The 22,580-nt window shown below is 64.3% G+C and carries 16 protein-coding genes; 13 read left to right on the top strand and 3 right to left on the bottom strand.

The genetic code is table 11. The annotated features are described in order from the left end of the window. Both KBA48_RS10535 and KBA48_RS10530 read right to left on the bottom strand, forming a co-directional pair. The gene (locus KBA48_RS10535; RefSeq protein ID WP_292905993.1) at nt 1–1,788 is read right to left on the bottom strand and encodes an ABC transporter ATP-binding protein; all 1,788 of its coding nucleotides are present in this window, start codon (nt 1,786–1,788) and stop codon (nt 1–3) included. Between the two features lie 68 nt (nt 1,789–1,856). Continuing rightward, nucleotides 1,857–3,017: an LLM class flavin-dependent oxidoreductase gene (locus tag KBA48_RS10530; protein ID WP_292905991.1), complete on the bottom strand. Its 1,161-nt coding sequence runs from the start codon at nt 3,015–3,017 to the stop codon at nt 1,857–1,859. A gap of 681 nt (nt 3,018–3,698) precedes the next feature. On the opposite strand from KBA48_RS10530, the gene KBA48_RS10525 reads away from it, so the two are divergent. The 4 genes from KBA48_RS10525 (at nt 3,699) to KBA48_RS10510 (ending at nt 8,218) form a co-directional block, all read left to right on the top strand. Further along, nucleotides 3,699–6,137, top strand: a complete 2,439-nt coding sequence (locus tag KBA48_RS10525) for a TonB-dependent receptor (protein WP_292905989.1) — start codon at nt 3,699–3,701, stop codon at nt 6,135–6,137. Nucleotides 6,138–6,176: 39 nt separating this feature from the next. Continuing rightward, nucleotides 6,177–6,860, top strand: a complete 684-nt coding sequence (locus KBA48_RS10520; RefSeq protein ID WP_292905987.1) for a class II aldolase/adducin family protein — start codon at nt 6,177–6,179, stop codon at nt 6,858–6,860. A gap of 173 nt (nt 6,861–7,033) precedes the next feature. Beyond that, complete coding sequence (locus KBA48_RS10515) at nt 7,034–7,600, top strand: hypothetical protein (protein ID WP_292905985.1); 567 nt, start codon at nt 7,034–7,036, stop codon at nt 7,598–7,600. A gap of 63 nt (nt 7,601–7,663) precedes the next feature. Continuing rightward, nucleotides 7,664–8,218 carry a PRC-barrel domain-containing protein gene (locus KBA48_RS10510; protein ID WP_292905983.1) on the top strand — a complete coding sequence of 185 codons (555 nt, stop codon included), beginning with the start codon at nt 7,664–7,666 and terminating at the stop codon, nt 8,216–8,218. Nucleotides 8,219–8,230: 12 nt separating this feature from the next. Here the strand turns inward: KBA48_RS10510 and KBA48_RS10505 are convergent, their stop codons facing one another. Next, on the bottom strand, nt 8,231–9,307 hold the full coding sequence (locus tag KBA48_RS10505; RefSeq protein ID WP_292905981.1) for a PA0069 family radical SAM protein: 1,077 nt from the start codon (nt 9,305–9,307) through the stop codon (nt 8,231–8,233). 289 nt (nt 9,308–9,596) lie between these two features. Between KBA48_RS10505 and KBA48_RS10500 the strand changes: the two genes are divergently transcribed. From KBA48_RS10500 to KBA48_RS10460, 9 genes are all read left to right on the top strand, one after another. Then, nucleotides 9,597–10,814, top strand: a complete 1,218-nt coding sequence (locus KBA48_RS10500; protein ID WP_292905979.1) for an LLM class flavin-dependent oxidoreductase — start codon at nt 9,597–9,599, stop codon at nt 10,812–10,814. 11 nt (nt 10,815–10,825) lie between these two features. Continuing rightward, nucleotides 10,826–12,052: an acyl-CoA dehydrogenase family protein gene (locus KBA48_RS10495; protein ID WP_292905977.1), complete on the top strand. Its 1,227-nt coding sequence runs from the start codon at nt 10,826–10,828 to the stop codon at nt 12,050–12,052. A gap of 131 nt (nt 12,053–12,183) precedes the next feature. Then, complete coding sequence (locus KBA48_RS10490) at nt 12,184–14,784, top strand: TonB-dependent siderophore receptor (protein ID WP_292905975.1); 2,601 nt, start codon at nt 12,184–12,186, stop codon at nt 14,782–14,784. A 137-nt stretch (nt 14,785–14,921) separates the two neighbouring features. After that, a complete protein-coding gene (locus KBA48_RS10485) occupies nt 14,922–16,109 on the top strand; it encodes an LLM class flavin-dependent oxidoreductase (RefSeq protein ID WP_292905973.1) in 1,188 nt (395 codons plus the stop codon). A gap of 16 nt (nt 16,110–16,125) precedes the next feature. Further along, nucleotides 16,126–17,685 (top strand): ABC transporter substrate-binding protein, encoded by a 1,560-nt coding sequence (locus KBA48_RS10480; protein ID WP_292905971.1) that lies wholly within the window; start codon nt 16,126–16,128, stop codon nt 17,683–17,685. 199 nt (nt 17,686–17,884) lie between these two features. Continuing rightward, nucleotides 17,885–19,111, top strand: a complete 1,227-nt coding sequence (locus KBA48_RS10475) for an LLM class flavin-dependent oxidoreductase (RefSeq protein WP_292905969.1) — start codon at nt 17,885–17,887, stop codon at nt 19,109–19,111. After that, nucleotides 19,108–20,196: an ABC transporter permease gene (locus KBA48_RS10470; RefSeq protein ID WP_292905967.1), complete on the top strand. Its 1,089-nt coding sequence runs from the start codon at nt 19,108–19,110 to the stop codon at nt 20,194–20,196. The genes KBA48_RS10475 and KBA48_RS10470 overlap by 4 nt, the downstream gene beginning before the upstream one ends. Continuing rightward, on the top strand, nt 20,193–21,044 hold the full coding sequence (locus tag KBA48_RS10465) for an ABC transporter permease (RefSeq protein ID WP_292905965.1): 852 nt from the start codon (nt 20,193–20,195) through the stop codon (nt 21,042–21,044). Before KBA48_RS10470 ends, KBA48_RS10465 begins: the two co-directional genes overlap by 4 nt. Further along, nucleotides 21,034–22,580 (top strand): ABC transporter ATP-binding protein (locus tag KBA48_RS10460; RefSeq protein ID WP_292905963.1); only part of this gene is annotated, 1,547 nt, incomplete at its 3' end. The genes KBA48_RS10465 and KBA48_RS10460, both read left to right, overlap by 11 nt.

The raw sequence follows: 22,580 nt of genomic DNA, 5'->3' as shown, positions 1-22,580 counted from the left end.
TCAGATCCCCATCAGGTCACGGTAGGCTTCACTGGATTGCGCCAGAACGGCATGGGTGCCGCTGGCCGCGATGCGCCCGCCGGACAGCAGCAGCACACGGTCTGCCATCAGGATGGTCGACAGTTTGGAGGACACGATCAGCAGCGTGACGGGTGAACCCCGGTCCCGCAGGCCCCTGATATTCTCCAGCACCCGGCGTTCTGTGGCGGCGTCCAGCGCGCTGGTGGCGTCATCCAGGGCCAGGATGGCGGCACCCGACAGCAGGGCGCGGGCCAGGCATAGCCGTTGCCGCTGTCCGCCCGACAGGGTCGCGCCCCGGTCGCCCAGTTTCGTGTCGAACCCGTCGGGAAGATGGTCAAGGATCTCGTCACCGGCCGCCAGCGCCAGCGCATGGCGCAACTCATCCTCGGTTGCCTTGGGCCGGGCAAAGCGCAGGTTGGCGGCCAGCGTGTCGGAGAACAGGAAACTTTCCTGCGGCACGACATGCACCTGACGGCGCAGCGAGCCGGTATCCAGGGCGCGGATATCGGTCCAGCCGCGTGTGTCGGTGCCGACCAGGATCGACCCGCCATCAATATCGGCCAGACGCGGCAGCAGGGACAGAAGTGCGCTTTTGCCCGATCCGGTATTGCCGACAATGGCCACGATCTCCCCCGGTGCGGCCTGAAAGGACAGGTCGTGCAGGATGTCGCGGCCGCCGCCGGGGGCCGCCAGCCGGACCCGCTCTGCGCGCAGACCCAGCGGGCCGGGGGCCAACAGCCGGTCGCCGGACCGGATTGCCGGCTCCTCATCCAGCAGGTCCCAGATGCGGGCGGCCGATGCGCGGGCATCGGCAAAGGTCTGGATGATGGTACCGATGCTTTCCACCCGCAGCACCAGGGTGTTGGCCGCCAGCAGGGCCGCCACCAGACCGCCCACCGTCAACTGGTCCGCCCCTACCAGCAGCGCACCATACCCGAGCACCCAGACATGGGAGAGGGCGACGATGGTCTGTGGCACGGGGATGTTGCGGGTGGCATAGGCCAGCGCATCGCGGGCGGCATCGGTGAAACGGGTCACCTGATGCTGAAACCGGTCGATGCGCACAGCCTCCAGCCCGAAGGCCTTGACCACGCGCACGCCATTGATGCCTTCTGACAGGTCCTGGTTCACCGCGTCATAGGCTTCGCCCACGGCGCGATCCAGTGTCACCAGCCGGTCGGTCTGTCGCATCAACACGGTCAGGCCGGTCAGCATGGCCAGCAGCGGCACGATGCCCAGGCTGGGCGCGTACCAGAACAGGATGGCGATGGAGGCCACCACGACCATGCCCATCTCCACCACCTGCCGCCAGAAGCCGACAAGCGCGTCACGCACCTTGTCGCTGTCGCGCGTGGTGCGGGTGATCAGTTCGCCGATGCCGTGGCGCCAGTGGTAGGTCAGATCCAGCCGCTGCACCTGTGCCAGGATGCGTTCACGGATGATGGTCAGCAGTTCCTGGCCGATGATCAGGGCCAACACGCCCGCCCCGTACTGCACAATGGCACGCGCGCCGGCTAGGCCGATCAGGGCCGCCAGCCAGAACCAGGCGCGGTCGGCATCCAGGCCGCCATCCGCCGCACGCACCACCACCTGTCCATTGCGCACCTCATCCACGGCATGGCCAATCAGCCATTGCTGCCAGGCCAGGGAGCCGTTGACGATGGCGTAAAGGACGGCGGTGGCGGTGAAGCGGAACGGCATCTCGCGGTAAATGGCGAGCAGGCGCAGCAGGGGCGAGGCGGCCAGGAAGGATTTGGTGGTCGCCATAATATGTCCATGTCTTGAAGACGTAGCGCGGATCACGCTTGCGCTGATCCGCGCCACCAAGGCGGTTGTTATTCCGCTGCCGCGGCGTACTGTGCCTTGCGGCCACGGACCAAGGGGATCACTTCCTCGCCGATGCGGTAGGCTTCCTCCAGATGCGGGCTGCCGGCCAGGATGAAACCTTCGACCCCCAGATTGATCAGCGTGTCGATGCGTTCGGCCGCCGTTTCGTAGGAACCAACCACGCCCAGCGGCGTGCCCTGGCCGCCCAGCACACCCAGGCCGGAGAAGAAGCCGTCGATCTGCAAATCCCTGGGGTCCTTGTCGCGCGAGGGGATCAGGTGCGGCGGCAGCGGGGAACCGATGCCATCGCCCCGGCCGCGCGCCTTCAATTGCCGGTCGCGCTCGTCCCAATCAACGTTGGCCCAGGCGCGGCGCACCTCGTCCCAGGCCTCCTCTTCCGTCTCGCGCGCCAGGATGTTGAAGCGCACGGCGGGTTTTACCTTGCGTCCTTCCTTGGAGGCCAGTTCGCGCACCCGGTCGAACTTGATGCGCAGGCTTTCCAGCGGCTCCATATGGGTCAGGTTAAAATCGGCATGCTTGCCCTGTGCCTCCAGCGCCGCGTTGGACGACCCGGCGAAATAGAGGCTGGGGAAGGCCTGACCCGCCAGCGGGGCCGGCAGTTGCGCATTGTCGAGCTGGAAGAACTTGCCCTGGTAGCTGAAGGGCTTACCGTCCCACAGGCCCTTGAACACGTCCAGGAATTCGGTGGTGCGGGCGTAGCGGTCATCATGGGCGATGCGGTCACCCCACCAGAGCTGGGCAGGGCCGCCGCCGCCGGTGATGATGTTGAAATTCAGCCGCCCGCCCGACAGGCGCTGCAGGCTGGCCGCTGCCTTGGCCGCATAGGCCGGGTCGATCCAGGCCGGCTGGAACGCGATCATGAATTTGAATGCCCTGGTCCGCCGCGCGATGGCCGCGCTGATCACCCAGGGATCGTCGGTGTTGGGAAAGGACGGGACCAGCCCGCCATCGAAGCCAGCCAGTTCGGCGGCGCGGGCAATTTCCAGCAGATGATCGTGATAGGGGATGCCGTCCGGTTCACCCTGCGCCAGACCGGGCGCCTGATTGCCCGCCTTCAGCGGACCCCAGTCGCCACGCGTGTCATGGGCCAAGGAAACATCGGCGCGGTCGCCATGCGTGGGCAGGCGCCAGTGAAACTCAACCATCATCCATCTCCATCGGATACCGCCGCAGCTCACCAATTCGGCCTTGGCGGTGTCGATGGAGAGAATGACAAGATAACAGACACATTGCAAATATAATGTACGAATGATGTCCATTATAACAGACGACAGGGCCGTTACCAAGTGTTACCCCTATGGCGTTCCATGCCTGTCTGCCACGTGGCGTCCGGCCGGGTGACAATATGTTGTCGGCAATATCAACACATAAAAAATGTTGTTTCTGTAAAATTTTTCAAGATTTCCACGAAGATGCTATTGCGGCGCGTTATCTAATATATTAGACATGCATCTGTCATCCTGAGGTGACGGGATAGTGTAACAAGGGTCATGGTCCATGACCCTTGGAGGCCGCCGACTGGCGGCGCCCGGCGCTGAGGGCAAGTGCACACACCAAGAGCCATGATCCATGGCTCTTGGTGTAAGCCGGTGCCGCCAATGGGGCGGTGGCTTCCGATAGAGGGTGGATGTGATGAACGCCATCGCCACAATGGCTTTGCAGACCTGTCGATAGGGACCCGTTGATTGCCGGCGCCGATCACGCGCGCCGCCACGGTTCCCCGCAAACAAACCCAGATCGACCGCACCCGCCAGGGCAAAGGAGCGCCGCCATCGTGGCGCCGCCGGGACGGGTGCGCCCTTCGCGAACGAATTCCCAAGGATGAAGAAATGACCCGTTCCCGCCGTCTTCTGCACACTGTCAGCGCCCTCGCCCTGGTGGCCATTCCCGCCACTGCCTTTGCCCAGGAACAGCGGGCCGACGCCCAGCAGGTGGCCGATGCCACGGAAGTCGCGGAAGCCGGCATCATCGAGGACATCATCGTCTATGCCCAGCGCCGTGGTCAAAAGGCGTCCGATGTGCCCCTGGCCCTGTCGGTGCTGACCGGTGACGATCTGTTGAAGGCCGAACAGATCAAGACCACCAACGATGTGTTGCAGTTTGTGCCGAACGCCCAGGCGCTTCAGCCGCACGGGCCGTCACGCGCCCGCTGGTTCGTGCGCGGCATCGGCACCAACAATACCGGCAACAATACCGTCAACCCGCTGGGCATCTATTACGACGACGTCTATATCGCCGACATTGCCAATCAGGGTTATCCGCTGTTCGACCTGGAGCGTGTAGAGGTTCTGAACGGGCCGCAGGGCACGCTGTGGGGCAAGAATTCCAATTCCGGCGCCGTCAATTATGTCTCCAAGGCGCCCGGCTTCAACAAGGACGGCTATGCCAAGCTGGGCCTTGGCAGCTTCAATGAGAAGCAGTTGGAAGGTGCTGTCGGTGGTCCCGTGGTGGGGGACAAGGTCGCGGCCCGTGCCGCCTTCTATTATAATGACTGGGATGGCTGGCAGAAGAACAGCTTCACCGGCGGTCACCATCCGGGCGGCCGCGATGTGGCCGGCCGCGTGCAAGTGCTGTTCAAGCCGACGGAAGATCTGTCGATCCAACTGAATGCCCATGGCCGCGACTTTTCCGGCACGCAGCAGGGCTACCGTTATGCGCCGTCCACCTTCACCACGGCCACCACGCCCGCCTGGCGTTCGGTCTATCCCACCGGTTATGTGGTGGGGCAGGAGGATGAGACGCATTGGGCCGACACCTCGCCGGAAACCCTGAAGGCGCGCGGCACGAATGCCAAGATCGTCTGGGATGGCCAGGGTTTCTCCATCACCTCCATCACCGCCTATGAAGATAACAAGCAGAAGGTGGAGACGGGTGCCGCCCCGATTCCGTCCACCAGTCCCTTTTACAATAACGGCGTTCCGTTCAGCCTGGCGGATACCGACTATGATAGCTGGCAGATCAGCGAGGAATTGCGGGTCACCTCCACCGATGACGGGCCGCTGACCTGGCTGGGCGGGCTTTATGCCTTCAAGGGCGTGTTGGATAACCGGACCGTCCAGGCCTATTACGTGCGCGGCAATCCGGGATCGGCCACCTCCACCGGCAATGCCTGGGGGGCGGGACCGCAATTCACCGACAGCACCTATCGCCAGGAAACCAAGAATGTCGCCGGGTTCGGCAATATCGGTTACAGCTTCACGGACGCGCTGAAGCTGTCGGGTGGTGTGCGCTGGTCGCGGGAAACCAGCAGTTTCGATTGGGACTACAGCGCCGCCAACATCGCGGGCACCCAGGCGACCTTCATCGCCAACCTGCCGCAGGTCAATTACACCAGCTATCTCCCCCGCGATCTGATCTTTGCGGAGCGGGCGACGCAGAAGACCAGTTCCTGGACCTATGACGTCACGCCCGAATATGTGTTCGATGACCAGTTCCGCACCTATTTCCGCTTCGCCCATGGCGTGCTGCCGGGCGGGTACACGACCACGGGTAATGTGCTGATCCCTGCCACCAGCCAGGGCACGCTGACCCTGCCGCTGGCCGCGACGGGCGCCCGGCCCGCCAGCCTGCGCGTCAACCAGATCTATGTGCTGAACCCGGAAAAGATCGACAGCTATGAACTGGGTCTGAAAAGCAATTTCTTCGACAAGCGTCTGTCCGTTGACCTGACCGGTTTCTACTACGACTATAAGAATCTGGTCGTGAATGTGCCGACACAGATCGATCCGCTGCCCAACAATGCCACGGTTCTGTTCCGTAATGCCGGCGCGGCGGAGATCAAGGGGATTGAGCTGCGTTTCAATTCGGTGCCGTTTCCGGGCTTCCAACTGTCGGGTTCCGCCGGCATCCTGGACAGCGAATATACCGAGGATTTCGGTCAGACGGCCACGATCCTGGGTGCGCGGACGCCGCGCACCTCCAAATACACGGCCAGCTTCATCGCCAGCTATACCCATGGCCTGCCCGGTGGCGGCGCGCTGACATATGGTGTCGATGGCAATTGGCGGTCGCGCTATTTCTTCTACCCGACCATCGCCTCGCAGATCACGGCACCTGACCCGCTGTTGAACCAGAAGGCTTTCGCCCTGTTCAACGCCCATGTCGGCTGGTCGGTCAATGACGAGGACACGCTGTCCTTCGACCTGTCGGTCAATAACCTGACCGACAAGGTCTACAAGAACCACGCCCTGCCCGTGACCAGCGGCTACAGCTCGCAGCTTTACGGCAAGCCGCGCAGCGTCCTGGCCACCGTCACCGCCCGTTTCTGATCGGGTCCCCCTACGTCATCCCTGCGAAAGGAGATTGAAATGACCAATGCCCTGACTGATGTCGAACTGTCCGAATATGTGGCCCAGGCCAAGACCGACGCCACCTTCGCGTTCGAGTTCCTGAAGGAGAGCGGCACGCTGACCGCCAGCCTGATCTTCAATATCGCCCACCGCATTCCGGGTCATGACACACTGCTGTCGGTACGGTTCCCGTCGCCCTGGACACGCGACAAGGAGGTGAAGATCAGCATCTCCAAATTCTCCGACCATAAGGACCATATCCTGTCGGAGGAGCGGTTGGACAGCGATACGCTGATCCATGCGCACACGCCGCATCTGGCCGCCTGGTCGTTGGCGCACAAGCCGTTTCCAATCCTTTATGTTGCTGCCCAACGCCACCTGCTGGCGCGCGAAATCCCCAACCATCTGGAACGGACGCGCACTGTCCTGGATGTGGTGCGGGAACGGCTGGACAAGCATCCCGAACTGGCCCCGCCGCCGGCTCTGCTGGAAAGCAATGGTGGGGCGAATTTCTGGGGCAAGGGCATCCTCAGGACCGCGCAGCTTATCCTGCTGATCGAGGAAAGCGCCCGGCTGCAGGCCATCGCCGCCCAGATCGGCGGGGCACAAGTCTACACACCCGGTGCGCTCGACCTGCAATGGAAGCGCACGGGCCTGCTGGAACGCGCGAGGGCCTTTGCCGGTGATTACGCCCCGGCGTGATGGTGCGGGGCTGCAGCACCTGCCGGCCGGCCGCCAATGTCTGGTTCCTTCAAACGGGATCGGCCTGAGGTATTGGCGTAAACGCCGGCAATCCGCCTTTCTATCGCCAAAGGCACGCCGGCCTATCGGTAATATTCCGATAGGGCTAAGGACGCCGTAGTCAGGAAGTTTCCTTGTCGTTTCCGTCATTTTCCGTCCTGATGGGGGTCGGCGGGTTGCACTGCCCGCGCTCAACCGATCACAGGGAAGTACGGAACATGCGCACTGCACTCATGAACCCCTTCCAGCACCTGCGTTCCGACGTCGGCGTCATGAAAGCCCATTTGCCGTCCTTGCGCCGTCATGCCGAGGCGATGACGGGCAGTCGGGAATCCGCCGACGCCTATATGGCGGCGATGGCGGACATCCTGGCCTTGGACGCCGCCGTGCTGCCGGCCGCCTCCAGCGCCAAGACCAGCCTTTTCAAGCTTTATACCCGGCTCTATGCCAATCTTTTCACCCGCGAAGATCCCGCCCAGGCACGTGCCCGGCAGATCTTGTTGCTGATCCTGATGGAAGGGTTTTCCAATCGTGAGGTTGCTGAAATCCTGGAAAGCTCCGTCTCTGAAATTGTCACCGTCCTGAAAACCGCAGGCTGTACAAAGCCCGAAGCTACCCGGACCCGTGCGATGGGCCGGGGTGGCAAGGGACGCCCGAGCTACCGGTCCATCCGGGGGGCGACGGTGGAAGCCGCTTGCTGACCGGGATCGGGGGGACCGGTGGATCTTGAATCCATTGCCCGGGTGATCGCGCCGGCAGGCACCATGATCGCCGCCATGATGACTGCTTCCAATCTTGGTGCCCGTGTCACGGGCTGGGGCTTTGTCGTGTTCGCGGTCGGCTCCGTCTGCTGGACATGGATCGGCTTCGCCTCTGACCAGAATGATCTGCTGTTGACCAATCTGTTTCTGACAGCCGTCAACATGGTGGGTATCTGGCGGTGGCTGGGGCGCCAAACAGCCTATGAGGATGGCGCCAGGTCCGCGATCCGGGCCAGCCGCCGCTCTGCGGACCCGACCCTGCTGACAGCGGGCGGTATCGCGGGCACTCCCGTTCAGGATGTCAACGGTGTCTCCCTGGGCAAGGCCGTGGAGGCACTGATCGAATGCGTCTCCGGTATCGTCAGCTACGTGGTGGTTGCCACAAACGATCCGGGCGGCGGCGGTGAAAGTCTGCGCGCAGTCCCGCGTCATCAGATCGATCTGGACGCAAACCGGATGATCGTCAGGTTGACGGAAACCGGCTTTCGCCAGTTGCAGGTCTTGGAAGCCGGGGATTGGCCGGCTGCAATCCACCCAACCTTTTGCGAGCCATCCTGAGACCTGCCGTCGTCAGAACAGGCGTAACTGGTCTCCGGATGATGGGGGGACGCGAAACTTGCTGCAATCCATTTCCCAACTGCGTTTGTTCAGCCCCAATTTCCGGATGCTGAGCTGGAACCGCTGCCGCAACAGATCGGCATAGGGGCCGGTTCCCTTCATGCGTGAACCGAACGCGGACCGGTAAAGGGCACCGTCGCGTGTCTGCCGGATCAGAGACAGTACCCGGCCGGCCCGGTCGGGATAATGTTCATGCAGCCATTCCTCGAACAGCGGCCCGATCTCAAGCGGCAGGCGCAGCAGAATATAGCTGGCCCCCTCGGCGCCGGCCGCCTGCGCCGCCTCCAGGATATCTTCCAACTCATGGTCGTTGAGGGCCGGGATCATCGGGCTGGCCAGGACGGAGACGGGTATCCCCGCCATGGTGAGCGCCCGCACCGCCTCCAGCCTTTTGCCTGGCGTACTGGCGCGCGGTTCCATCCTGCGGGCAAGGTCGCGGTCCAGTGTGGTGATGGAAATGGCAACCCTGGCAATCCCGTCGGCGGCCATGGGGGCCAGTATATCGATGTCGCGCGTCACCAGGGCCGACTTGGTGATGATCCCCACCGGCTGGTTAAAATCGCGACAGACTTCCAGGATGGCCCGTGTGATCCGTTCGGTCCGCTCGATCGGCTGATAGGGGTCGGTGTTGGCGCCAAGGGCCAGCGGCTCGCAAACATAATTCTTCGCGCGGAGCTGTTTGGCCAATAACGCGGCACCATCGCGCTTGGCAAACAGTTTGGTCTCGAAGTCCAGTCCCGGAGACAGGCCGAGATAGGCGTGGGTGGGGCGGGCAAAACAATAAACACACCCATGCTCGCATCCGCGAAACGGATTCACTGATTGGCTGAAGGGGACGTCGGGCGATTCGTTTCGGCTGATGATGCTGCGCGCGGTATCCACATTGATCTGTGTTCGGATCGGCTCCGGAAGCTCTGTCCCGTCACTCCAGCCATCATCGACAAGAACCCGCTTCTCGATTTCAAAACGGGAATCATTGTTGCTGACGGCCCCGCGACCCTTGGCAGCCTGGTTTTTCCGTTCGAACATGGGCATCGTCCATAGAACAAAAGAAGAACATATGCTTTTTTGCGGAACTTGCAATGGGAAAGCAAAGCCTGTCACCTGTGCCCGACGGGACGAACGCCGTGGCGGGTTGGCCCAGACGCGGATGTCCGCGTGAAGCTCCCTCTGCGCAAATCTGTGCAGGATGCTGAAATTTCAACAGATTGCTGTTTGGAAATCATCAACATCGGTGCCTGCATAAAAGCGTAAGCATTACACACCATGATGTGGCACGCTTGTTGCTTAATTCCCATTAAAAACATGGGGATTTAACATGGCGATTGAGTTCTTTTCCCGGCTGCCCCTGCATGGGGAGACGCAGTACATTCCGGGCGACAACCGGAACCGGGGCGACTGGAACCGGTCACCGGCGGACAGCACGGGTGCCGTCTCCCACTTCCGGGTCGGGGATGATTTCACCTATATCGATTACCTGTCCCAGGTGGCGCGCGCGGCGGAGCTGAACGGGTTCAGCGGCGCCTTGCTGGTCAATGCGCCCTTCGGGGATGAGCCGTGGATCACCTCGGCCATCCTGGCGCGGGAGACCAAGCGGCTGCGTTTCGTCGACGCCTTCCACCCGTTCCATTTCAGCCCCTGGCAAGCCACGCAGATGGCTGCCAGTTTTCAGCGCGCCAGCGGCGGGCGTCTGGTCTGGAACATCATTCAGGGCGGGTCGGACACGGTGCAGCGCGCGCTGGGTGATCCGCTGGCCCATGATGACCGGTATGATCGGGCCATCGAGTTCCTGGACGTGGTCAAGGGCTTCTGGGCGCAGGAGAGTTTCCATTACCAGGGCAGGTATTATCAGGCCAACGGGCTGGGCCTGCGCGGTCCGCTGAAACGCTCTCCCATTCCGGTCATCTGCTCGGCCGGCACCTCGCCCGCCGCCAAGCGGCTGGCCGCGCGCCACGCGGATTATTATCTGCTGCTGGCCGAAGACCCCGCCATCGTCGCCGGCCACATCGCCGAGGTGAAGGCCCTGGCCCGCGAATATGGCCGCACGGACGAAATCCGTTTCGGCCTGTCCGTGGATGTCATCGTCCGCGAAACGGATGAGGAGGCGTTCCGTGAGGCCAAGCGTTTCTTCGACGAGGGGGTGAAGGCCGGAACCGTGCAGGCCACGGCCCAGCGTTCCGAACAATTGTCGGACGCCAACAAGGCCCGTTACAAGCGCTACAACAACAAGGAGGTGAACGGGTTCGAGGATCTGTTCATCGAGCCGAACCTGTGGGGCGGCTTCGGTTATGTCGGCATTCCACCGGGCTTCGCCTTTGTCGGGTCCTATGACGCGGTGGAGGCCAAGATTCGCCAGTTCGCGGCCTTGGGCCTGTCCTGGTTCTTCATCAATGGCTATCCGCATCTGGAGGAGATTTACCGGCTGGGCGAGCATGTGCTGCCCCGGTTCCGCCAGCGCGCCGCCGCCGCCACCGGTGCCAATGATCAGCAGCCGCTACCGCTGGTCGTTGGCCTGGAAGCGCGCGGCAATAATTGAAGGCGCCCGCCATGACCGACAGGAAACCCGCCACCCGCCTGACCGATGAGGCCGCCGCGATTGCCGCCGCACAGGAAGTGGCCGATCGTATCCGGCCCATCACGCGGGACAAGGCACGCGAAGGCGACCTGCCGCGTGAACAGTTGGATATCCTGTTCGCCAGCGGTGTTCCGGCCATCGCGGTGCCGCGTGACCTGGGCGGTATCGGCGCATCGATCCGGACCATCGTGGAAACCGTGCGCATCATCAGCCATGCGGATGGCAGCATCGGTCAGGTGCTGCAACTGCATAATGTGATGATCGCGGGGCTGGTGAATGCACCGCTGGCCGAGACGCGGGACTATTTCGCGCCGCGCATCCTGGACGGGCAGCGCTTCGCCAACGCCCTGGCGGAGGTGGGGGGCAAGAACAAGCTTGCCCTGAAGACAACGCTGGCCCCGAAGCCCGGTGGCGGCTTCCTGCTGAACGGGCGGAAATTCTATTCCACGGGGTCCTATCTGGCGGACTGGCTGTCGGTCGGCTGTGTGTCGCCCGACGGGGTGCCTGCCTTCGCCGTTGTGGAACGGGATGCGCCGGGCGTCACGGTGCTGGATGACTGGCGGGCCTTCGGTCAGCGCACGACCATGAGCGGGACGGTCATTTTTGAGGATGTCTACGTTCCCCCCCATCACGCGCCGCAGCGCAGCCGGGGTGCGAACCGGGCCGTTCTGACCCGGCCGCAGATTTTGCATGCCGCCATCGATACGGGCATCGCACGCAGCGCCCTGGATGCCGCCATCGATTATCTGCGCCACCATTCCCGCGCCTGGATCGAAAGCGGCGTCGATCACATCACCCGGGAACCCCATGTCATCAAGCAGATCGGGGAGTTCACATCTGCCGTCTACGCCGCGGAAATCCTGCTGCGCAATGCGGCGGATCTGTATGACCGCGCCCTGGCCGACCCGGCGGACGAGGCGCTGACGACCGACGCCATTCTGGCCGTGGCGCATGCCCGGGTGGCGTCGGACCAGGCGTCGCTGAAGGTCGGAAGCGGCCTGTTCGATCTGCTGGGTGCCAGTGCCGTGCAGGAGAAGTTCAATCTGGACCGGTTCTGGCGCAATGCGCGGGCCCATACGACGCATGATCCCATACGCTGGCGCCTTCATGCCATCGGCGACCATGCGTTGAACGACGTAGCGCCCATCGATTTCCCGGTGGCACCGGAGGCGCGCAGCCGCTTCCTGCAACCCACCTGATCCCACAAGGCCCTGCATCTGGCAATGCCGGGCCATCACCATCCAATCCAATCACGCCCTGGGCCATGCCCGGCGGCGAACGCCTCCCTGTTGCCGCGCGACAGGGGGCGCAAAAAAGGGGCCTCAATATTATGAATTTTCATCCCAATTCCTTCCGCAACGCCCTGCTCGGCGGCAGCCTGCTGGCCGGTCTGTTTCCGGCCGTCGCACAGGAGCCGCCGACCCAGACCGCCAGCCTGCTCGCCGAGGATGCCGTCGTCGTGACGGGGGAGCGCCTAAAGTCTTCGGTCCTGCCCGAACGCCCGCCCCGGTCGATCTATGGGATCGAGGCCAGCGTGCTGGATACACCGCGTGTCGTCTCCGAAGTGTCGGCCGAACAGTTGCTGCGCGACCCGATCCGCAGCACGGACGATTACGTGAAATATGCCCCCGGCATCACCCGTGGCGGCGGCCAGGGCAACAGTGCCGCCCCCACCTTGCGCGGTCTGGCGTCAGAGGTGTTCCAGAATGGCCAGCGCATCTACAAGGAAGGCAACGACCATCCGCTGAACCTGAACGCGTTCGAGGCGGCGGACATCGTGGCCGGCCCGTCATCGGTGGTGTTCGGCCCGTCCAACGCCACGGGCGGCTATGTCAATTACGAAACCAAGAAGCCCTTCTTCGACCGGCAGCGCAGCTTTGTCAGCGGCGAGTTGGGCACCTGGGTGCCGGGCACGAATGAGAGCTTTTCCGATTTCAGCCTGACCGCCGACACGGGCGGCCCGATTTCCGAGGAACTGGCCTATCGCGTCAGCCTGAAGGGCAAGCGCGGCGGTACCTATTACGACAATGTCGAGAACAATTATAACAGCGCCTATGGTGCGCTGGCCTGGCGCCCGACGGACCGGGTGACGGTCGATTTCAATGCGTCTTATGACGATTATTATGATTTCAACGTCACGCGCGGCTGGAACCGGCCGACGCAGGAACTGGTGGACAATTTCGGCAGCTATTATGGCGGCCGCGCAACCCCGCTGATCCGCCTGACCGACGGGCGCATCATCTCGCCCGTCTTCACCTCATCCAACCCGACATCGGCTCCCGTCGGCTATCAGGTGCGCACCCGCAATGCCCAGGCGCAGTATATTGCCGGCCCCACCATCCTGGGCGCGCTGCCCAACGCCACGGCCGGCGCGGCGGGGACCATTGTCGGCTGGGTCTATGACCCCACGATCCCCGGCAATGGCCTGACCAAGATCGACGGTTCCACCGGCTCCGGTCGGGCGGAGGACAAGAACACCGCCACGCGTGAGATCGCGCAGCTTCAGGTCGGGTTCGATGCGTCGGAGAACTGGAACTTCCTGTCATCCACCTACTTCCAGCATTCGGTGAACACCAATGACAGTGTCGGTTCCTTCATCTATCGCAACCGCAGCAGCCTGATCGACCAGCGCCTGGAAGCACGTGGCAAGTTCGATTTCAGCCTGTTCGGCGTGCCCGTGGAATTGCAGAACAACAGCGGCGCCGCCTTCCGCAACCTGAATTACAAGGCTTTGTCGGCCAACAATAATTTCAACTACAATCCCTATGACCTGACGCTGGACCCGTCCAACATCACCCCGGCCTCTCTCTATGGTCTGCGCCAGACCGGGGAGGGTTCGGGGTCGTGGATCGGCACGCCCGGCGTGCCCCAGCTTTCGCCCTATTTCGGCTATCTGAACCTGCCCGTGATGGTACCGGTCGAGGGTGGCTTCTATGCCGAACCGGGCGGGTTCCCGCCGGCGGGGGCGGTCTATACCTCCAGCGGCTATATCCGGCAATATAGTGCCTTCACCCAGCAGAATTTCCGCTTCGCCGATGTCGTGGGCCTTAACCTGGGCGTGAACGTCACCCGCATCGACGCCTTCATCCAGAACCCCGTCTATCGCACGGCGGCCGCGCAATATAGCGACAAGGACAGCTATACCCTGCCCAGCTATCAGGCCAGCCTGTTCGTGAAGCCGGTGCCGGAGACGACGATCTATGCCACCTATGACCGGTCCAAGGCCGTCAATACGGGGGTGTTCGGCAGCTTCCTGACCTGGGGTGCGGGCAACAAGCTGAACCCGCTGGCCTTCAAGAGCCTGTCGGAACTGTATGAGGGTGGGGTGAAGTGGGACGCGATCCCCGGCAAGCTGGCCACATCCGCCTCCGGCTTTGTGCAGTATCGCGACCTGTCGCCCGACACCAATGGCAATATGGCGCGGGTGCGCATCAAGGGTATCGAGGCGTCGGTGCGGTACCAGCATTCGTCCAATCTGTCGGGCGGGCTGAACTTCACCAAGCTGGACGCGGTCAACACCTTCATTATTCCGGCCGGCTTCTCCCCCTTCGGTTTCGTGGCCGACAACGCCACCGTGTTCGGTGACAGCAACCGCCTGATCGGCCGCACCGGCGGACGCTACGGCTTGCCGGGCGTGCCCGAATACTCGCTGAACGGCTTTGTCGATTACCGGCTGGAAAACGGCCTGGGGGCGGAACTGGCCCTTTGGTACACGGGCAAGTTCTACACGAACCTGAGCCAGAGCGTGGAGGTGCCGGACGGGTATCAGGCGAACCTGACGCTTTCCTACCGCCAGCCGGACTATGACGTCGCGGTCCGGGTCATCAACCTGACCAACCAGCACAATTTCCTGAATGCGCTGACGGGCGGTGAATTCCTCCAGCCCCTGCAGCCACGGTCGTTCCAGGCCACCTTCACCGTACGCTTCTGATAACAGCGGGTGCCCTCAACGCCGGGCGCCGCCATCCGGCGGCTTGGCTGACGGCGCATGGGCGCCGGACCGGCGGTCGCCGGCCTCCAGCGGTATCAGCCATGCCGCTGGTATGAACTCTCAAGGGAGCCTCCATCATGGCGGTCAAGATCCTCTGGTACCTTACGGCCCCCGACGGCCCGTTTCCCTGGGAACCGCAGGGGCGCTGGAACACTGATTTCCGGCATATGCAGCAACTGGCGGTCACCATCGACAGGCTGGGCTATTACGGGGCCTTGCTTGGCACTGGTCTTGGGGATGAGGTGCTGACGGTTTCATCCGCCATGATCGGGGTGACGAAGCGCATGCGCTTCCTGGCCGCCATCCATCCGGGGCTGCTATCCCCTGTGAAGCTGGCGCAGATCGCGCTGACCCAGGACCGGTTCTCCGGCGGGCGCATGGCCTATAATGTCGTGAATGGCAATGACACGGTGCTGCCCGTGTTCGGCGTCAATTACGAACATGACGAGCGGTATGATTTCAGCTTCGAATATTGGGATGCGTTCCAGCGCTTCTATAAGGGGCAGCGCGACGGCTATGCCGGCAAATATGTGAAGCTGGCCCCGGCCCCGCCGGAATATGGGCTTGGCCGGCGCGGGGTGCGGGAGGCACCGTTGAAGGCGGTGCAGCCCGATGGCGTGCCGCTGTGGGGTGCCGGCACGTCCCCCGCCGGTGTGGCGCATTCGGTGAAGCTGTTGGACACCTATCTCAGCTTTGCCGACACCCCGCCCAGGCTGGGCGACAAGTTCCGGGGTGTGGCGGCGGAGGCGGCAAAGGTCGGCCGTACCCTGAATTACGGCACCCGCCTGCAGATCATCGTGCGCGAGACGGAGGAAGAGGCCTGGGAATACGCGCAATGGCTGCTGGATCACACCCATATCGACTATGCCCGGCAGTCGATCGAGATGCAGTTGCCGCGCGGACAGAGCATCGACAGCTTTGTCAGCCCCGATCCACGGGTTCAGCACAATCTGAACCTTGTCCGCCAGGGCAAGCTGCCGCGTGCGAAGGACCTGGAGATCTACCCCAATGTCTGGGTGGGGCCATCGCTGTTCGGCTTCAACATCCTGTCGCCGCTGGCCGGTACCGCCCTGGTGGGCAGCGCGGAGAATGTGGCGACCCGCCTGCGTGAGTATGAAGCACAAGGATGCGGGGCCTTCATCCTGTCCGGCTTCCCGTTGATCAGCGAGGCGCAGCGTTTCGCCGATCTGGTCTTCCCGCTGCTGGATATCGACCATGGTTTCGACATTCCCCGCCTGGGCCTGCGGGCCGGCGGCGGTCGTTGAGCGGAGGGCAGGGACGATGATCGAGCTTTCACGCCGCCATCTGCTGGCCGCCGCCGGTGCGGGCGGCTTGCTGGCCCTGACGGGCTGCGGCCCGTCGCAGGACAAGGCCACGGGACCGGGTCTGGTGCCGCGCCGGGGCGGGCGCCTGCGTCTGGGTATCGTCGACGGCGACCGGTCGGGCAATCTGGACGCGCACAAGCCCGTAGGCCTGGGCAGCACCATCCGGGGCTTCGCCCTTTATGCCAAGCTGTGGGAATGGTCGCCGGTGATGACGCCGGATCTGGCCCTGGCCGAGTTTGCGGAGGTGAATGACGACGCCACCCTCTGGACCATCCGTCTGAAACCCGGCCTGGAATTCCACAATGGCAAAAGCATCACGGCCGATGACGTGATCTTTTCCATCCGCCGCCTGACCGATCCGCAACTGGCCTCTCCCTACGGGTCCCTGGTCAACCAGATCGACCGGGACAATCTGCAGCGGCTGGACGGCCGGACTGTGCGCATCCCGGTGCGTGACGGCCAGGGCTTCATCGCGCTGCCCGACACCTGGACCAATTTCGGCGGCATCGTGCCGGCGGATTACCACCCTGTCACCAACCCGGTCGGTGCCGGGCCGTACAAGCTGAAGAATCCGGGCGATTATGTGCCGGGTCAGCGGGCACTGTTCACCCGGTTCGAGAATTACTTCAAGGACGGCAAGCCCTATGCCGACGAGTTGGAGATCATCGAGTTCAAGGACCAGACCAGCCGCATCGCGGCACTGCTGTCCGGACAGATTGATCTGGCCAATGCCCTGCTGCCCGAGCAGGTGGGCCTGATCAAGCCGGGCAGCGGTGCACGGGTTCTGGTGTCGCAGACCAATGGCTGGCAATCGTTTGACATGAATACATCGGTCGCCCCGTTCGACGATGTGCGTGTGCGCCAGGCCTTCCGCTTGCTTGTCGACCGTCAGGATCTGGTCGACCGCGCCCTGCTGGGCCAGGGGCGGATTGCCAACGACCTCTATTCCCCCCACGACCCGACCTTTGACCGTTCCATCCCGCAGCGTACCTATGACCCCGCCGCTGCCAGACGTCTGCTGGACGAGGCGGGGCACGGTGTCCTGAAGGTGGAACTGGTGGCCAGCCCGGCGGCGGCCAGTGCGGCCCTGGTCTTTGCGGAGCAGGCCAAGAAGGCGGGCGTGGAAATCACCGTGCGCAAGGTGGACAATCCCACCTTCACCGGCCCACAGCGGCTGGATTGGGGTTTTTCCAGCGGCGGGGCCATGGGCAGCGGCATGCTGGGCCTGTCCTGGATACCCACGGGTCTGCACACCGACGCCCCCACATCGGCCGGCAACAAGACCCATTTCCGCGATCCCGAATTCGCGCGCCTGTTTACAGCGGCCCTGGCCCAGCCCGACCTGGAAAAGCGCAAGGCGCTGGTCCATGCCGCACAGCGCATCCAGCATGAAAGGGGCGGGATGATCATCTGGGGCTTCTCCAACACCCTTGACGGCATTTCCGACCGGGTGGGCGGGGCGGAGGCGGAAAACTCCCATTTCCCCACCTGGCGCTTCGACAAGCTGTGGGTGTGATCGGCGTTGGACAGGACGGGGCCGGGCTGCACGGATTTCAACAGTCCCGTGCGCGGTCCCTGCGCGTAAAGCAACAGTTCAACACAGATGATCTGTCCAATCGTTGCGCTGCATTACCATTTCATCATGTGTGAAATTGGCATGATCCTTGCGTGATAATACACGTTCAGGGGCTTGCCCCATCGACGGAACCCGATCCATGACCCGACCGATCAAGCTGCTCTGGTACCTGACCGCCCCCGATGGCCCCTATCCGTGGCAGCCGGAGGGGCGGTGGCACACGGGCCTGGACCATCTCCAGCAACTGGCCGTCACCATCGACCGGCTGGGCTTCTATGGTGCGCTGCTGGGCACCAGCGCCTATGAGAGCCTGGCGGTGGCCGCCGCCCTGATCCCGGCCACGGAGCGGATGAAATTCCTGGTGGCCCAGCATCCGGGCGAGGTGTCGCCCGCCGTTCTGGCCAAATATGCGCAGACCTTCGACCATTTCTCCAACGGCCGTCTGCTGTTCAATGTCGTGAACGGCAATGATGCGGGTCTGGCGGCGCTGGGCGTGCATTATCCCCATGACGAGCGTTATCAGTTCAGCTTCGAATATTGGGACGCGTTCCGCCGCGCCTATGCGGGGGACCGCAGCGGCTATGACGGGCAGTTCGTGAAACTGTCGCCCCGCCCGGAAGGGGCCGCCCCCATGAGTGTCTGGGCCGGCCCCTATCAGCCGGCGGGTGTGCCGCTCTGGGGTGCCGGCACATCGGACCCCGGTGTGGCGCATTCGGTCAAGCTGCTGGATGTCTATCTGTCCTTCGCCAACACCCCGCCCAAGCTGGGTGACAAGTTCCGGCGTGTCGGCGCGGAAGCTTTGAAGATCGGGCGGACCCTGCAATACGGCACCCGTCTGCAGATCATCGTGCGGGAGACGGAGGAGGAGGCCTGGGCGCACGCCGAATGGCTGCTGCAACGCTCGTCTGTCGCCCATGCCCGCCGGTCGGTGGAACAGCGTCTGCCACCGGGCCAGACATTTGAGACCTATGTCAGCGACGATCCACAGGTGCAGCGCAACCTTGAAACGCTGCGTGCGGGGCGGCTGCCCAGCGCCCGTGATCTGGAAATCTATCCCAATGTCTGGGTGGGCCCGGCCTGGTTCGGCTTCGACATACTGGGCCCCGCATCCGGCACGACGCTGGTCGGCAGTGCCCAGAATGTGGCCGCCCGCCTGCGCGAATATGCCGACCAGGGGACCGATGCCTTCATCCTGTCCGGCTTCCCGCTGGTGGGGGAGGCGCAAAGGGTGGCCGACCTGCTGTTCCCGCTGCTGGACCTTGACCATGGGTTCGACATCGCGTCGCTACGGGTGAAACAGCCCACGGGAGAGGTGCAGGCCAGACCCAAGGCGGCGGCCGGCGCCAAGGAGGCCCTGGTCGCATGACAAGCCAGCCTTTCACCCGCCGTGGCCTGCTGATCGGGGAGGACCTGGAGGGCCGCGTCGCCCTGACGGTCCCGTCCTGGTTGCCCTGGCTTCTGCGCCGGCTGCTGGTCGGGGTGGCGACGGTGTTCGCCATCACCATCATCGTCTTTGCCGCCACCCAGGCCCTGCCGTCCGACCCGGCCCGCGTGATCCTGGGACCGGAGGCGACGGAACAGGCGGTGGCGGTGCTGCGCGGGCAATTGGGGCTGGACCGGCCCCTGCCGGTTCAGTACGCCCATTGGCTGGGCGATGCCTTGCGGTTCGATTTCGGCCGCTCGCTGGACAGCGACGTGGAAGCGGTCAGCATCGTGCGCGACCGGTTCGGCAATTCGCTGGTCCTGATGCTGCTGGTGCTGGCGGTCACCATTCCGCTGTCGCTGCTGCTGGGGGTGGCCCTGGCCGTACGGCGGGATGGAAGGCTGGACAGGGTCGCCATGGCGGGGCTGATCCTGTTCAAGGCGCTGCCCGGTTTCATCCTGGCCATCGGCCTGATCCTGATCTTCGCCACCAATATCCTGCCCGTGCTGCCGGCCGTGTCGCTGCTGGACCCGTCGCGGTCACCGTTGGCACAGCCCGCCTATCTCGTGCTGCCCACGGTGACGCTGGTCCTGTCCATCCTGCCCTTCCTGGTGCGGCTGGTACGGGCGGGCGTGATCGAGGTGCTGGAGGCCGATTATGTGGCCGCCGCCCGGCTGCGCGGACTGTCTGAACGCCGTCTGCTGTGGCGGCATGCCGTGCCCAACGCCCTGGTGCCCACGGTACAGGGCATCGCCATGACGGCGCGTGTCCTGCTGGGCGGGGCGGTGATCGTGGAGGTGGTCTTCTCCTATCCCGGTCTGGGCAGTGCGCTCAATTCCGCCATCGAGATGCGGGACATCCCCGTCATCCAGGCCATCACCCTGCTGCAGGCGGGACTGGTCGTTCTGGTCAATCTGCTGGCCGATATCGTCACGGTGTTGCTGACCCCGCGCCTGCGCACGGCGGCAAGGCCGACATTGAAGCCCGGGTCGCGCGCCGCCTGGAAGCTGAGCGGGGGTGGGACATGAGTTTTACGCTGCCCGCCCTGCCGCGCGAACGACAACTGCGCCTGGGCCTGGCGCTGCTGCTGGGCGTTCTGCTGTTCGCCCTGGCCGGTCCCGTCCTGGCCCCGCATGCGCAGGATGCGCTGGTCGGCCAGCCCTATGCGCCGCCATCGGGGGCAGCATGGCTGGGCTATGATTATCTGGGCCGCGATGTGGTGTCGCGTCTGCTGCATGGCGGCTGGACCGTGCTGTGGATGAGTTTGGCCTCGGCGCTGGCCGCCCTGCTGGTGGGCGCCGCCATCGGCATCCTGGCCGGGTTCGCGGGCCGGCGCACGGATCAGGCGATTGTCTGGGGCACTGATGTGCTGCTGGCCTTTCCCGACCTGATCCTGGTGCTGCTGGTCGTGTCCATGCTGGGCCGGGAGCCGGGATTGATCGTGCTAACGGTGGCCATCGCCTTTGTGCCGGGCGTGGTGCGGCTGGCGCGTGGCGTCACGATGGGCGTGGCGAAGCTGGAATTTGTGGAGGCGGCGCGTCTGCTGGGCTATCCGGCGCCGCGCATCCTGTTCCGGGAAATCCTGCCCAACATCGCCACGCCGCTGCTGGTGCATTTCGGCATCATGCTGACCTGGGCCATTTCGATGCTAGCGGGGCTCAGTTTACTGGGCTACGGCGTTGCGCCGCCCGCCGCCGATCGGGGCCTGATGATCAATGAGAACCGGGCGGGACTGGTGCTGCATCCCTGGGCTGCCCTGGCGCCCGTGGTCCTGATCGGCCTGTTCGCGCTGGGCGCCAATCTGGTGGCCGAGGGCGTGTCCCGCCTGAATGCCCGTATCGGTACACAGACCAGGGGGAACGGCCATGCCGGCTGAATTCGCCGTCGAATTCGCCGCCGAATTCGCCATCGTGCCTGAACCCGCGCCGCTGCTGCGGGTGGAGGGGCTGCGGGTCAGTCTGGCCGGCGGTGGCGCCGATATCGTCAGCGATATCAGCTTCACCCTGCGCCCTGGGGAGATTGTGGGGCTGGTGGGGGAAAGCGGGTCGGGCAAGAGCACCATCGCCGCCGCCCTGCTGGGCCATACCCGCAAGGGGGCGGTGATTAGCGGTGGCCTTGTGCGGCTGGATGATCTGGACATCCTGTCCGCCGACCCCGTCGCCCTGCGCGACCTGCGGGGGGCCAGGGTGGCGCATGTGCCGCAGGACCCCGGTGCCGCCCTCAACCCCATGCTGCGGATCGGCGCGCATCTGGAGGAATTGCTGGATGTGCATGCGCCCGCCCTGAAGGCGGATGGGCGGGCGGAGCGTATTGCCGCCGTGATGGCCGATGTCGGCCTGCCCACCGATCCCGTCTTCCGCCAGCGTTTCCCGCATCAGCTTTCCGGCGGTCAGCAGCAGCGCGTCCTGCTGGCCCTGGCCTTCCTGCTGCGCCCGCGCCTGGTGGTGCTGGACGAGCCGACCACCGCCCTGGATGTGGTCACCAAGGCGCAGGTGCTGGAAACCGTGCGCAATCTCTGCCGGCGGCAGGGGGTGGCGGCGCTGTATGTTTCCCATGATCTGACCGTGGTGCGCGATCTGGTCGACCGTCTGATCGTGCTGTATGCCGGTCGGGTGGTGGAGGCGGCGGCCAGCAACACGCTGTTCGCCCAACCGCGCCATCCCTATACGCGCGGCCTGCTGGCGGCCATGCCCGATGTGGCGGTGAGGCGCCATCTGATCGCCGTGCCCGGCCACGCCGCCGCCCCGTCTGCACGGGGGGAGGGGTGCCCCTTCCGTTCCCGCTGCGCGGTCTCCACCGGCCGCTGCCTGGACAGGTCGGTATGGCAGGAACAGGGGCGGGGCCATGGGGTGGCCTGCCATCACCCCGTGTCCGGTCCATTGGCCGTCGCCGTCGAACAGTCCGGTACCGCATCCGCAAGCGATGACCGGGCGCCGCTGCTGTCGGTGCGCGGTGCCACGGCCCGCTATGGCGGGCAGGTGGTGCTGTCGGGTGTGGATCTTGATCTTCATGCCGGTGAATGCACGGCCCTGGTCGGGGCGTCGGGGTCGGGAAAGACCACGCTGGCCCGCGCCATCATGGGGCTGGGGGACGATATCGGCGGCAGCTTGCGGCTGGATGGGGTGGAACAATCCTTGCGCGGCGGCCTGCGCGATGCCGCGCAGCGGCGGCGTATCCAGTATATCTTCCAGAACCCGTCCCGCGCCCTGAACCCGCGTCAGAAGGTGGGGGATATCCTGGGCGCGGTGGCCCGGCATTTCTTCCCCCTGGACCGGCGGCAGGCGGCGGCGCGCGTGGCGGCGACCCTGGCCAAGGTGGCGCTGCCCGCCAGTGCCGCCGACCGCTTTCCGGCCGAACTGTCGGGTGGGGAACAGCAGCGGGTGGCCATCGCCCGCGCCCTGATCTGTGAACC

Origin of the sequence: Niveispirillum sp., from assembly GCF_017996735.1 — a bacterium.
Lineage (GTDB): Bacteria > Pseudomonadota > Alphaproteobacteria > Azospirillales > Azospirillaceae > Niveispirillum.
Note: the sequence above shows the minus strand (reverse complement) of the source record. Positions and strands in the feature narration are given on the sequence as shown.